Raw genomic sequence first — 13,850 nt, 5'->3', positions numbered from 1 at the left:
GGTTATTATCCCATCGTTCCCTGCAGATGTTGCTGTTAGTATTCGAATAACAACGAGTATTTATGGGTGGGTTTAGTAGGAAGATAACAACAGAATGTTTCCTGCAGGAAGAAGAATCAGGGGAGGTATCAGCACGTGAGCGTCCCTGACCGGTTAGCCAGGACAGTTACAACCCACAGTAAGGCAGTTATCGCTGTTATGCTGGTGTTGACCCTCGTGATCGGGTCTGGTGCGACGATGGTGGACAACGATTCATCGCTCGACCAGTTCGAAAGTGACTCTCCGGAGCTGGCAGCTTCGGAGTACATCGCAGAGAACTTCACCGTCGACGAACGGGAAAACGTGACGACGGTACAAGTCATCGTTAGAGGTGATAACGTCCTGAACCAGACGTCTCTGATAGACTCACTCGAGTTCCAACAGGAGATACGAGCGAACGAATCGATAAACGCCACGCTCGTTGAAGACGATGCTATAACCGGCGTCGAAAACATCGTCGCCATCAATCAGATCCGTGGCGAAGAGGCTGCGGAACTGGCCGAGCGCGGTGAAGCCATCGAGGCCCGGAGCGAGGAACTCAATCAAACGAGCCAACAACTCAACAACAGCCTCGGGGCCATCGTCGGCCTCGAGCGAGAGTACGCGACCTTGAACGCTTCCTACGAGGCAGGCGAGATTAGTGAAGAAGAGTACGAACAACGGGCTGGTGACCTCGAGACCGACATCGAAGACGAAATCGTTGGAGCGACGGCCGACCTGGATGCCGAGCAGACGGCGACGTTCGAAGCGACCGTGAGTGATCTTCGCACGGTGGTCTCTCAGGAAGTCGCTCTCGAGCAACAACTCGAGGATGGAGAGATTACCCAGGCGGAGTACGACGAGCAGGCGTCAGAACTCGCCGACCAGCGTGAGGACCTGTTCGTCCAGGGGACGTCGGGCGTCCTTGCTGACGAGTTCGAACAGCTCGAAGCGGACAGCGAGCAACTGCAAGAAGACCAGCAGGCCCTCGCGAGTGCACCGACGCCAACGCTCGAGGAACAGATCGAAGCGCTCGAGGCACTGGACGAAGAGGAGTACGAGACCTTGGTCAGCGATGTACTGGGTGACGACGAGTCACCCGCGCTGGCGTTCATGGCTTCGTCCTACGAACAGGGGTCGACCCAGGCCGACGCCCGCATGACGTTCGTCACCCAGTCGACCGATGGTACTGGCGCACCTGAAATGGGCGATTTCAGCGGCGATGCCATGCACGCCCAACTCGTGTTGCAGGAGCTGGCGATGGAACAGACCGGCAACGAGTACATCATCTTTGGATTCGGTATCATCTCGGACGAAATCGATCGTTCGATGGCCGACAGTCTAGCAATCGTCGGACCGATGGCGCTGTTTTTCGTCGTCGTCGCCCTCTTTATCGCCTACCGTGACATTCTCGATATCATCCTGGGCGTCGTCGGTATCCTCCTCGTACTCGTCTGGACGTTCGGGTTCATGGGATGGGCTGGTATCGCGTTCAACCAGATGTTCGTCGCCGTCCCGGTGTTACTGATAGGGCTCTCTATCGACTACGCGATACACGTCTTCATGCGCCATCGCGAGCAACGCGAGGCACTTCCAAAAGAGACCGCAGACCCACGCCCCGACGGGATGGTACGGGGATCGATGCGGGTCGCGTTAGCCGGTGTCGGCGTCGCCCTCGTCTGGGTGACTGCAACCACTGTCATCGGCTTCCTCTCGAACCTGATCAGTCCGATCGGCCCGATTCAGGAGTTCGGTGTCGTTAGTTCGGTCGGTATCCTCGCTGCCCTGCTTATCTTCGGCGCGCTCGTCCCTGCAGCCAAAGTCGAACTCGACGGCTTCCTCGAGAACCGGGGTATCGACCGGCACAAACGGGCGTTCGGAACCGGGGAAAGCCGCTTCGGCGGGTTCCTCACGCTGGGGTCCACTGCGGCCCGACGCGCACCGCTCGTGATCGTTCTCGTCGTCTTAGTCCTTACCGCAGGCGGTGTCTACGGTGCCAGTCAGGTCGACACCTCGTTCGACGAAGAAGACTTCCTCGCCGACAGCCCGCCCGAGTGGACACAGAACCTCGGTCCGCTGAGTCCGGGAGAGTACCAGGCCAAATCTAACCTCGACTTCGTCAACGAAAATTTCCAGCGCCAGGACATCAGGGCCCAGATCCTTATCCAAGGAGACATCACTGACGACGAAACCCTCGAACGGCTCGATGCGGCTGAGAACGATGCTGCGAACGCAGATACCGTCTACACCTTGCCAAACGGCAACACCGATATCGACGGTCCGGTTTCGTTGATGCGAGACGTGGCCGCCGAAAACGAATCGTTCAACGAGACGTTCACCGCCGCTGGTGGTGGCCCCGACTCCGTACCAAATCAGAATCTCGAGACGGTGTACGATGAGTTACTCGAGGCAGAACCAGCTGCAGCCGAGTACATCTACCGCACGGATAACGGCGAGTACGAGGCGACACGACTCGTCATCGCCGTACAGGGTGACGCCGCCTTCGGGGACGTCACTGACGAGATGCGGACGATCGCAGCCGGTATCGACGACGGCGGTGCCGATTCGCGATGGACGGCAACCGCGACGGGCGACCCGATCGTCAACTACGTCGTCGAGAGCGATCTGATGGACACGGTCCTCGACAGTCTCATGATTACGCTCGTCGCGGTCGTCCTCTTCCTCTCGATAGCGTACTGGCTGACGGGGAAAGGTGCACTGTTGGGCATCGTCACGCTGCTTCCGGTTGCCCTTGCCGTCAGCTGGATTCTCGGAACGATGTATCTCCTCGGGATGCCGTTTAACGTCCTCACCGGTATGATAACCAGCCTCACTATCGGGCTCGGCATCGCCTACAGCATTCACATCAGTTCCCGGTACACGCTCGAACTCGAGCGCGAGGGTAACATGTGGGAGGCGATGGAGACGACAGTCACCGGGACCGGGGGCGCACTCCTTGGGAGTGCCGCCACGACAGTCGGCGGCTTCGGCGTGCTCACGTTCGCCATCCTCCCGGTGTTACAACAGTTCGGTATTATCACGGGGCTCACGATCATCTATGCGTTCCTCGCGAGCGTGATCGTCTTACCCACGCTCCTGGTCCTGTGGACCAAGTATGCCAGACCGGAACTCATCGAAAGCGGGTCGCCTGCAGGGTCACCGACTGCAGCGAGTGACGGCGGACACGATACACTCGGGGATGGTGTCGACACTGACCAGCGTGACGGCGGTGATGACAGATGAGCAAGCCCGGTGAAACCGACGCGATCGAGGCCTTCGAACGCCTCGGCCTCACCAGCTACGAAGCACGGGTCTTCATCGCGCTGCAGCAACTGGGCTCGGGGACGGCCCGTGACGTAGCCAGCATCGCCGACGTTCCTCGTTCACAGGTCTACAGCGTCGCCGAAAGCCTCGAGGGCCGTGGCTTACTCGAGGTCCAGCAATCCAGTCCGATCCGATACCGACCGGTCAGCGTCGACGAAGCCCAGTCCGTGTTACGCTCGCGGTTCGAAAGCGAACAAGAACGAGCCTTCGACTACGTTGAACGCGTCCGAACCGAGCCGGCAGGCGAAGAAGAACAGGAAGATATCTGGACCGTTCGCGGTCGCCCGCAGATCGATGAACGAGTGACCGATCTCTGTTCACAGGCGACCGACCGACTCATCTTTGGCACCAGGTTGCCCCCGCTGGTGACTGACGATGTCGAACAACTGCTCGCTACCAAAGCACGTGAGGGACTCGAGGTCGCCGTCGTCAGCCGAGAACCCGAAGTCCGAAACCGGCTCGGTTCGCTCGAGGGCGTGACGGCGTTCACCCCGCCCGACCACCGCGCCGAAGACGAGCGCTCGGGGCGGATCGTCATCGCTGACGACGACACGATCCTGTTGAGCGTCGTGGACGACGACGGCAGCGAAACCGCCATCTGGAGTGCTGGGTCGCTCTTTGCGTCGGTCCTGATCGAGTTGATCGAAGCGAGTAACCAAGCGCCTGTATCAAAATCAGAGTAAATGTTTTTGAACGAGAGTCTTGATTTATCCCTCTCTTTTTGAACTGGGGTGGATCCAAAACGTATACATTAGATAACGTTCGATAACGAGTATGATTCTGGTTCTCGATAACGAAGTCCGACCCGATTATCGATACCTGGCGCCCGAAATAACACGGCTACTCCCGGATGCCAAACGACACGTGTTTGTCGATGACCCCACTGTTCAGTCACTCAAGGGGGTTGATGGTGTTGTCCTCGGTGGAAGTACGGCGAGCGTGTACGACTCTGAACACGAGGCGTGGGTCGACGCGCAATGTGATCTAGTCCACCGTTGTCTCGAAGAATCAATTCCGATACTGGGTATCTGTTTTGGTCACCAGCTAGCGAACGTCGCTCTTGGCGGAACCGTCGAAGCCGACGAACGACGAGCAACCTTCGTCGAATGTACACACGACGACTGTGGCGTTCTCGAGGGGGTGTTCCCACCGGTCCCAGCACTCCATGCTGACCGAGTCACCGAACTAGGTACAGGTTTGTCTGCCGTCGGAAAGACAACGTACGACGAGCACTTTTGCACGGTTCACGACGAAAAGCCCCTGTGGACGGTTCAGTTTCACCCAGAGTTCACCGAGCGCGTCCGCGACAACCCGAGCGATTGGGACGACGGAGCGTTCACGTTTGCGGACTCAAACGCTCCCCGCGTTCTCGACAATTTTGCCGAGTACTGCGGATACTGACCGGGTATCAGAGTAGAGGGCTCCTGTTGCCTTTTTTACGTACTTTCGGCGATAACAGGCCCTTCGAGGCGGTCCTCCGGCACTGTTCCGTCGTCGTTCCATCCTCGGACGGCATAGTACCTCGAGAGAGCGTCCTCGAAGCCTGGCAGATCGTATGGTAGCGTATCATCTCGTCGATCGAATCCTCGATGATTGTTGAAGTGACGCTCGAGGTCGACTATTCGTCCACCGACCGCGAGTAACGTCTCGTAAGGCGTCGCGAGCAAGGTTTCAAACCGGTCGGCCGTCAGAAAACTGCCTGAAAACTTGCAGGCGATAGCACTGTCTTTCAGGGCGTTCGCGTTCTCGCTTTCGACGACGACCGAGGGCTTTCCCTCGAGGCCGATCGGGTCGAGGGCGTCTTCAGCGTCGACGAGCGGGTACTCGTAGTCGTACATCTCGGCGTACATGTGATCGGCCCCACGATTGGAAGTGGCAAACGCTAACCCCTGCCCGTTGAGCGCCCGACCGTCGTGTCCGGGGAACTCCATGCCTTTGGAACTCCAGTTTTCGACCCCCAACTCGTTGTGGAATCGGTCAATACCCTCGGCAAGCATGTCGCCGACGGCATCTCTGTGGGCGATTTTTTCGACAAGGTCGTGGATCAAGTCTACGTCGCCGAACGCGTCCTCGCTGGCTAGGTACGCCGAGATGACGTCTCCTGCGGAAATCGTGTCCAAACCCAGTTCGTCACACAGTTCGTTCGACTGCATCACGTCGACGATGTCCTCAACTCCGACGTTCGAGCCGAACGACATCACCGTCTCGAATTCGGGGCCTTCGGTCTCGAGCCCCGTCTCTTCATCGCGAGTCGGTAGTTTACAGGCGAACGCACAGGCCGAACAGGTTCCTTTCTGATACTTTTTTGATGCGACAGCGTCGCCGTCGATGCCGTCAGCGCCCTCGAAAGACAGTTCCGAAAAGTACCGCGTGGGCAAGGCCTCGAGTTCGTTCGCTAGAGCCGTCACGCTAGCGGTTCCCTGTGATTTCATGATACTGTCCGACGTTGCCGCCTCGCGGTGGACGTCTATCTGTATCGGATCGAGTTCAACGTCGGGTGTCGCATTTCCGTCGAAGGTTATCGCCTTGACTCGTTTCGATCCCAGAACCGCACCGAGTCCGCCGCGGCCGAATGCTCGGCTTTCGCTGGTCATGATCGATGCAAAGCGGACCTGGTTTTCCCCTGCTGGGCCGATACAGGCGACGTGTTCGGGCCCGAGTCCGCGCCGATGCTTGAGGGAAGCGCCAACTTCGGAGACGGTCGCCCCCTCAAGATCGGGAACGGATTCGAACTCGACACCTTCGTCCGTGACGTGGATCGCGATGAGATCATCGCTTTCCCCGGCGATTTCGACGGCTGCGTACCCGGTTGCGATGAAGTTTCGCGAAAGAAAGCCGCCGGCGTTCGACGAGAGGAGACCATCCGTCAGCGGCGAGACGGCCGTCGCCGATAGGCGTCCGGTAAAGCTCATCGTCGCGTGCTGGAGGGGCCCCGTAGCGAACGTGAGCCGGTTGTCTGGACCGAATGGGTCTGCGTCGTAGGGAATCCGATCGTGAGACAGTTTCGTACCGACCCCGCGCCCGCCGATGAACACCTCGAGGACGTCGTCGATCGATTCTGTCCTCGCCGTCCGCTCACCCACGTCGATCGAAAGCATCGGGCCGGTTGCGTGGACCTTCGTCACGGCGATCAGGCGTCCGAAACGACGCCGAGTCTAGTATTGATCGCGTCCAGTTTGTCGTTTTCAATCCACTGGACATCGTAGTCGAACAGAGAGGTCGGCGACGACAGATCGAACCGATCCGACGACGCGTCGACGTCATCGCTGCCGAAGAGGTACGCCGCAGGCCGTTCACCGAACGTCTCGAGGCGATCAGTGACCCAGCCGTCGTTGACCGGGCTGGCGAGGATGATCGGCGACTCCGGAAAACGTGCGACCTCACTTCCCCACGAGTCGACCGACTCGACGGTCGGTTCGGCCAGTCCGTAGGCTTCTCGATAGGCCTCGATTTCGGACTCGAGATCGGAGACGGCGACGACGACGAACGCGAGGCCGGTCAGCTCGCCGTCTTCAAGTCCATCGGTTGGCCAGGAAACCCGTTTCGAACGCGGCGTGTGATCGCTGATCAAAAACGGGTATTTCGTCGCGAGACCCCCTTCACCAACGATAGCGAGTTCGTAATCGAAGTACGTTCCGTCGGGTCGTTCTCGTCCGTACCGAGTGGGGCCCTCGACGGGGATGGCCGACTCTCCAGCCCTCTCAGCGTCGGCTTCGATATCCGCACACTCGAGGGCGAACGCACAGGGGCCACCGTCAGCCTGCACGTGGTCGTCCCACCACGGTGACTCGTCTCCCTCCTCCATCACTGACAGCAGTTCGATGTAGGAACCGTCAGGAAATGCAACCTGTGAGAGGTGATTGATATCGTTGGCCAGCGGACCGGCGTAAGCGGGTTCCATTCCGAGATCGGCAAACGCGTCGGTCATCTTCTCCAGATCGGAGGCGACGATCACGGCGTGATCCAGCGTCACTGCGCCTGTATCTTTTCGTGTGTGCATGCTGGATAGGTTTCGACGCAACCATCAATAACGTTCCGGTAAGCCGTAGATGTAGTTCGATAATGGGGAAGTATATTAAACAAGATTCAAATATGTCCATTATAGCTGGCTCATAAGCAAGATATTTATCTGTGTTAAAACATACGCCACATATGGCAGTAGACGATCCACTCAACGATCTCCATTATTCCGACGCGCCACGGGTCGATACGGCAATTCCCGGCCCGCGCTCACAGCAACTGCTTGAGCGACAGGCGGCCCACGAGGGGGCAACCGTTGCCTACCCGAACGCCGTCCCGATTGCCCTCGAATCGGGCAAAGGCGCGACCGTTCGGGATCTCGATGGCAACACCTATATCGATCTCTTCGCCGGCGTTGGCGTCTTGAACGTGGGACACTCCAACCCGTACGTTCTCGAAGGGACCCACGAGCAACTCGATGATCTCGTTCACACTCTCGATTTTCCGACGGAGGCCCGACTGGATCTCATTGAGGCGCTTGACGATATTGTCCCCGGCGGGTTGCAGGGAGAAAATCGGATCGTCTTCGGGGGCCCGACTGGAAGCGATGCTGTCGAAACATCAATCAAACTCGCGAAATACAACACTGGCGGCGATGGCCTCATTGCGTTCCGTGGTGCCTACCACGGTGCCAGCGCGGGCGCACTCAGTCTCACGGCCGGTCGCAAGTACAAGCGTGATTACAGCCCGTTGTTGCCGAACGTAACCCACGTTCCGTATCCGTACCCGTTCCAGCAGGAGTGTTCGCCCGAAACGGCCGCACGGCGGTCGATCGAGAACCTCACCGAACTCCTCGAAGATCCGTACAGCGGCTTCACGAATCCGGCCGGTATCTGGATCGAACCGATTCAGGGTGAAGGCGGCATCACCGTCCCCCCGAAAGGGTTTCTCACGGAGGTACAGGCGATTGCAAACGAACACGACATTCCACTCATCGTTGACGAAATCCAGACCGGATTCGGTCGCACCGGCGAGTGGTTTGCGAGCGATTGGGACGGCGTGACACCGGACGTGATGCCGATCGCGAAGGCGCTCGGCGGGATCGGCCTGCCGCTTTCGGCGACAGTCTACCACGAGTCCCTCGACACCTGGGGACCCGGCGGCCACATCGGCACCTATCGCGGTCACGTGCCAGCAATGGTCGCCGGCTTACGAGCGATCGAATTTATTCGGGATCACGACCTGCTCGCTCACGCGCGTTCGGTCGGCAAGGAGATGCGTCAACGCATTCTGTCGGCAGTCGACGACCTTCCCGGCCGCGTGGACGTTCGCGGTCGCGGTCTGTTCACTGGCGTCGAATTCTTGGACTCGACGGGCGAGCCACAAACCGATCTCGTCAATGTCGTCCAACGGACGTGCCTCGAGAACGGCGTCATCGTCTGGACAGCGGGCAGGCACGGAAACGTCCTCCGTATCATCCCGCCGCTGGTGATAACCCACGAACAAGCGGAGACCAGTATGAACATCCTGGCCGAAGCGATTCGAAACCACGCAACAGCGGGCCCAAACCAGCTATGACGCACATCCGACAGTATAATACGGTTTCCGTGGGTACGGCCGTACCAACGATGGCATTGGAGCAACATCGCTCCGTCAACCACTGAGACACATGGATAAGAAAGACCTTCAAATATTGGCCGCGATTGCCGAACACGGTACTGGGAGCCCCGACGTGATCGAAGCACAGACGGACATCCCCAAATCGACGGTCCACTATCGCCTCGAGAAGCTCAAAGACAGCGGCGTCGTGAAAAACGATCTCTACGAACTCGATCTCGAGGCTATCGGACTCAACATTACAGTCATCACCGAGGTTCTCGCGGAATTCGAAGAGGAGTACCACCATCGCGTCGGCGAACAACTCGCCGACGTGGAGGGGGTTAACCAGGTATACTTTACGATGGGGGATACCGACTTTATTGTCATCGCCCATCTGGCCTCCCGAGAGATGGTCGAGTCGCTCATCGAGTCCTACGAAGCGATCGAAGAAATTCAGCGCACGAGTTCGCAGTTCGTTATCACGACCGTCAAAAACGAATCGCGACCGATCCGCGATTTCGATATCGAAACCATTGCGTCGGCACTGTTACCGGATACGTAACTGTCCGACAAAACGAGTTTCCTCATCTCTCGCTGGACGGATACACACCCTTCGCCAACTTCGGATCGGATTTTTCGCTCGAGATGTAATACGCTCGTTCTGGAGAGGAATTCTCAAGCAATAACTACTCGAGTAACACGACTGCCTGAGCAACAGACTCCTTGAGCAACACGAAAAACAAGTCGACAGTAAAAACAGCAGCCGTCAGTCAGGTCTTATTCGGCGAAGATCTGATTCCACTGTTCGCTCCAGCCGTCCTGGTTTTGCCACATGAACTCGTAGTTCGGGATTTTCAGGCTTCCATCGCGAACGTCGTCGATGGTTGGCGCGCCGAACTCCTGAATATCCTCGGGAAGCGTGGCGTCTCGATGGGTCTGCCCCGTACCGACGATTCCCGGATGTTCTTCCTGGGACTCGAGCGAGAGCAGTTCGTTGACGTAAGCCATCGCCGGCTCGACGTTCCCGGCTTCAGGAACCGCGACGCCCTGGTGGGCAGCGATTCCCACGGGATCGGGTCGACGAACGGGACGAATCGGCGTCCCACGGAGGTAGAGGTCGGTGACCCAGATGTCCCACGCCGGAAGCAATACGTCGGCTTCCCCGCTGGTCAGCAGTTGATTCGCCTGCGCGATGCCTTCGATGGTGTGAGTGTGCTTGGGCTTGATGTGTTCTTCCATCCACTCGAATCCGGCGTCAACGTCCGGTTCGGCGGCGTCGTACGGTTCACCCGTTGCGATTGAACTCGCCAGCAAGAGAAACTCACCCTGCGTCCAGGCGAACGGTGCCATCGCGATGTTGTCTGCACGCTCGATGACCTCCTCCCAGGAGGTCGGAATCTCATCCCAGTGATCGGTGTTGATGACCGGTGATAACTCGCCGAAGTACCAGCTTACGCCGTGGTCGTCGTAATACTTCGCCTCGTCGTAGATGTGTTCGTAATTGGTGAGAATATCCGTGTGGTCGGCAAACGAGGCCAGCCAGTCGTTGCGGTGGGCCTGAAAGATGCCGTTCACGTTAACGTCGATGACGTCCGGTGGGTTTTCGGGATTCGACTGAATAGCCGTGATCATCGCCCCCGTCGTCGACTGTTCGTCGTTGATCTCCAGGTTGTATTTTTCTTCAACCCGAGGAATCACGTTCTGTCGTTGATGCTCGGCCAGCGCACCCGCATTAAGCATTACGTGAAGCGATTCGCCGCCAAAATCGGGTAGGTCGTCACCGTTTCCGCTTCCGTTTCCGTCACCATTCCCGTTGCCGTTTCCATTTCCGTCGTCGTCGTCGCTGCCACCGAGACAGCCAGAGACGCCGACCATGCCGGCAGTGGCCATGCCACCAGCTGCACGCAGCACCGTTCGACGTTGCATTCTGGTATCGTCTGCCATACTCTACAGCTCAATCATATTCCAACCTATATAGATATTCTGGTTGTGGTTCAGTAAAACTATATTGTTACGGATACAGTTCAAGCAAAAGCATTATTTTGGCCTACAGTCCGACAATGCCGATATACTTATTACGACGGGATGGCCAATTCGACTCAATCGACGAAATATGTCTTCCGACCTGATTCAATTTCAAAATATCACGAAAACGTATGGTGATACGAGGGCCGTCGACGACGTATCGTTTTCGATAGCTGACGGTGAATTTCTCGCCCTTGTCGGACCGTCGGGATCGGGCAAATCAACCACACTCCGGATGCTCGCGGGGTTCGATACCCCTACGACTGGCCGTATCACCCTGGATGGCCGGTCACTCAACGATGTCCCGCCGCACAAACGGGATACGACGATGGTTTTTCAGGACTATGCGCTCTTTCCGCACATGACTGTCGGCGAAAACATCGCGTTCGGCCTCAAACGTCGCGGCGATAGCGCCGACGCGATAGATAGTCGTATCGACGAGGTACTAGATCTCGTCGATCTCGGTGGACTTAGAGATCGAAACACGGCAACGCTCTCGGGCGGCCAACAACAACGAGTCGCGACTGCCCGTGCGCTCGCACCGGAACCGAAAGTCCTCCTGATGGACGAACCGCTCGGAGCGCTCGATAAAAAGCTGCGCGACCGGATTAAAGTCGATTTCTCCCGTCTCCAGCGTGAACTTGGGATCACCACGCTGTACGTCACACACAACCAGGACGAGGCGCTTACCATGGCTGACCGAGTCGCCGTGATGAACAACGGGGAAATCGAACAACTGGGTCCGCCTGAAGCGCTGTATGACCGACCAAAAACGCGATTCGTTGCGGATTTTATCGGCGATACGAACTTTATCGACGGCACGTTCACGTCCCGTAACGGGAGCGTCTTCCTCGAGGCACACGGACAGACTTTCGGGACCGACGTCGCATCGCTTCCTGGAACGAACAGTACCGCGTTCGTGCGACCGGAGAACATTGCTATTTCCGAACCGGGCAATGTGACGGGCGAAAACACCCTCGAGGCGACGGTCTCTCAGGTTCACTTCGTCGGTTCGATGATACGGTACTTCGTTACCGTGGACGATACGGAGTACATCGTCGAAACGAATTCGACCGATAGTAGGTACGAGACTGGTGACCGCGTTACCATGAGTTGGAGTGCAGCAAACACCCGTGTCGTCGACGCCTGACCATGACTGCAAACTCACTGCTTTCGACGCTGTCTGATCGACTCTCGTCGTTCATCAGAACACACGGCGAGACGCGCCTTGGCTCGACACTTATGCTCGGGCCTGCGCTCCTCACCGTGTTTTTGCTGATGGTCGTTCCGGCACTATTGTTGATCCGTTACAGCTTCCTTCCGTTCGAAGACGGCGCTATCGGCAACGGATTCACGCTCGACAATTACCGGCGAATCGGCTCTATTTCGCTGTATCTGAACGTAACGATTCGAACCGTCCGGATCGCCGTCGCCGTTACGGTGTTCTCGTTTCTCCTCGCGTTTCCGCTCGCGTACACGGCCGTCAGGAAGGGTGGACTCCTCGGCCGCATAATCGTCTTGAGTGCATTCGCACCGCTGACGATCGATCTCGTGATTCGATCGTTCGGCTGGTATGCCCTCTTGTCGACCGGCGGACTTGTCCAGTCAGCGCTGGTTGCCACGCCGCTGTTCACCGAAGAAACGGCCCCGCAACTGCTCTACAACGAACTCTCGATAATCATCGGCATGACTCACGTAATCCTCCCGTTCGTCGTCTTCCCTATTGTCAATGTGTTACACACGATTCCACCTTCACTCGAAGAGGCCGCCCGCGATCTCGGCGCAAACCGTCTAACCGTCTTCCGAACGATCATCTTCCCGCTTGCACTCCCAGGAATTGCAGCAGGCTTACTTATGGCGTTTTTACTCACGATGGCCGCGTACGTCACCCCCGCGATCCTCGGTGGCCGAATCGAAGTGCTTCCGACGATCATTACCTCGCTCATCACCGGCTCAAACAATTGGCCGTTTGCGAGCGCGCTGTCGATCATCTTGATCGTTGTCGCTATCGTCATCATCGTCGCTTACCATCACGTCCGTAAACACATCGTGGAGGGCGTCGCATGAGTACCGATGTTCGCCCTCACTGGGACCGGCTTACGACCATCGGGTCACAGGTTGCTACAGTTTGTTACCGAGCTCTAGTCTACAGCATCATCGCGTTCTTGCTCGCGCCGCTGCTGATCGTCGTCGTCATCTCGTTTCAGGAGACGCCATACGGCGGTTGGCCCCCGGAACAGTACTCGCTCGAGTGGTATACCGAAATCCCCGAAGCGGTCGGCTATCTGGGCCTAGGAGACGCGCTGACGACCAGCCTCCAGGTTGCAATTGCAACGGCTATCATCGCGACAGCCATCGGCGGGCTCGCAGCGTTCGGGCTCGTTCGATCCGACCTTGAGTCGTCGGCGACGCTTGAAACTCTCTTTCTGTCGCCGCTGATCTATCCGTGGATGCTCGTCGGTTTCGCTATCTTGCTCGTCATCGGCCGCATCCGGACGGATCTCGGGGTTCAGATTCCACTGTCCTTCTGGACACTATTACTCGGTCACGTGATCATCACGCTGCCGTTTACGATCCGGACGACGACTGCAAGCCTCCAGAACTTCGATCACACGCTTGAGGAAGCCGCACAGGATCTGGGTGCAACCGAAGTCGAAACGTTCCGATACATTACGCTGCCACTAGTGAAACCGGGACTGGTCAGTGGCGCGATGTTCGCGTTTGTGCTATCGTTCAACCAGTATATCGTTTCGCTCTTTCTGGCCGGCCCCCAGAGCCAAACTCTCCCGTTGCGGCTGTTCAACCTCTTTTTTAACACGCCACCGCAACAAATCGCTGCAATCGGAACCCTGCTGATGGTCGGCACGCTCGTACTCGTAGCCATCGCCGAGTACACGGTGGGCATCAGCGAGTATATGTAGCGC

11 protein-coding genes are annotated in these 13,850 nt (G+C 57.8%); 8 read left to right on the top strand and 3 right to left on the bottom strand.

Features of this window, described 5'->3' with window-relative positions; genetic code table 11:
- The first annotated feature begins 135 nt into the window (after window positions 1–135).
- The 3 genes from NLK60_RS05475 to NLK60_RS05465 all read left to right on the top strand — a co-directional run bounded on the left by NLK60_RS05475 (window position 136) and on the right by NLK60_RS05465 (window position 4,743).
- Window positions 136–3,261: an MMPL family transporter gene (locus tag NLK60_RS05475; RefSeq protein ID WP_254809880.1), complete on the top strand. Its 3,126-nt coding sequence runs from the start codon at window positions 136–138 to the stop codon at window positions 3,259–3,261.
- On the top strand, window positions 3,258–4,025 hold the full coding sequence (locus tag NLK60_RS05470) for a TrmB family transcriptional regulator (RefSeq protein WP_254809879.1): 768 nt from the start codon (window positions 3,258–3,260) through the stop codon (window positions 4,023–4,025). Before NLK60_RS05475 ends, NLK60_RS05470 begins: the two co-directional genes overlap by 4 nt.
- Before the next feature lie 91 nt (window positions 4,026–4,116).
- A complete protein-coding gene (locus NLK60_RS05465; protein WP_254809878.1) occupies window positions 4,117–4,743 on the top strand; it encodes a type 1 glutamine amidotransferase in 627 nt (208 codons plus the stop codon).
- A gap of 35 nt (window positions 4,744–4,778) precedes the next feature.
- Here NLK60_RS05465 and NLK60_RS05460 read toward each other — a convergent pair whose 3' ends face one another.
- On the bottom strand, window positions 4,779–6,440 hold the full coding sequence (locus NLK60_RS05460) for an aldehyde ferredoxin oxidoreductase family protein (RefSeq protein ID WP_254810433.1): 1,662 nt from the start codon (window positions 6,438–6,440) through the stop codon (window positions 4,779–4,781).
- A gap of 32 nt (window positions 6,441–6,472) precedes the next feature.
- Window positions 6,473–7,342 (bottom strand): VOC family protein, encoded by an 870-nt coding sequence (locus NLK60_RS05455; RefSeq protein ID WP_254809877.1) that lies wholly within the window; start codon window positions 7,340–7,342, stop codon window positions 6,473–6,475.
- Window positions 7,343–7,494: 152 nt separating this feature from the next.
- Here NLK60_RS05455 and NLK60_RS05450 point away from each other — a divergent pair, with 152 nt between their 5' ends.
- A complete protein-coding gene (locus NLK60_RS05450; protein WP_254809876.1) occupies window positions 7,495–8,880 on the top strand; it encodes an aspartate aminotransferase family protein in 1,386 nt (461 codons plus the stop codon).
- 91 nt (window positions 8,881–8,971) lie between these two features.
- Window positions 8,972–9,463: an Lrp/AsnC family transcriptional regulator gene (locus tag NLK60_RS05445; protein ID WP_254809875.1), complete on the top strand. Its 492-nt coding sequence runs from the start codon at window positions 8,972–8,974 to the stop codon at window positions 9,461–9,463.
- 215 nt (window positions 9,464–9,678) lie between these two features.
- Here NLK60_RS05445 and NLK60_RS05440 read toward each other — a convergent pair whose 3' ends face one another.
- On the bottom strand, window positions 9,679–10,845 hold the full coding sequence (locus tag NLK60_RS05440; protein ID WP_254809874.1) for a type 2 periplasmic-binding domain-containing protein: 1,167 nt from the start codon (window positions 10,843–10,845) through the stop codon (window positions 9,679–9,681).
- Between the two features lie 169 nt (window positions 10,846–11,014).
- On the opposite strand from NLK60_RS05440, the gene NLK60_RS05435 reads away from it, so the two are divergent.
- The 3 genes from NLK60_RS05435 to NLK60_RS05425 are packed head-to-tail and all read left to right on the top strand — an operon-like array spanning window position 11,015 to window position 13,847.
- Window positions 11,015–12,076, top strand: a complete 1,062-nt coding sequence (locus NLK60_RS05435; protein WP_254809873.1) for an ABC transporter ATP-binding protein — start codon at window positions 11,015–11,017, stop codon at window positions 12,074–12,076.
- 2 nt (window positions 12,077–12,078) lie between these two features.
- A complete protein-coding gene (locus NLK60_RS05430; protein ID WP_254809872.1) occupies window positions 12,079–12,993 on the top strand; it encodes an ABC transporter permease in 915 nt (304 codons plus the stop codon).
- The gene (locus NLK60_RS05425) at window positions 12,990–13,847 is read left to right on the top strand and encodes an ABC transporter permease (protein WP_254809871.1); all 858 of its coding nucleotides are present in this window, start codon (window positions 12,990–12,992) and stop codon (window positions 13,845–13,847) included. The genes NLK60_RS05430 and NLK60_RS05425 overlap by 4 nt, the downstream gene beginning before the upstream one ends.
- The last annotated feature ends 3 nt before the right edge of the window (window positions 13,848–13,850 follow it).

The sequence above is a fragment of the Natronosalvus amylolyticus genome (assembly GCF_024298845.1).
Classification (GTDB): Archaea; Halobacteriota; Halobacteria; order Halobacteriales; family Natrialbaceae; genus Natronosalvus; species Natronosalvus amylolyticus.
The sequence above is the reverse complement of the archived record's forward strand: the minus strand, read 5'-3'. Positions and strand labels throughout refer to the sequence as shown.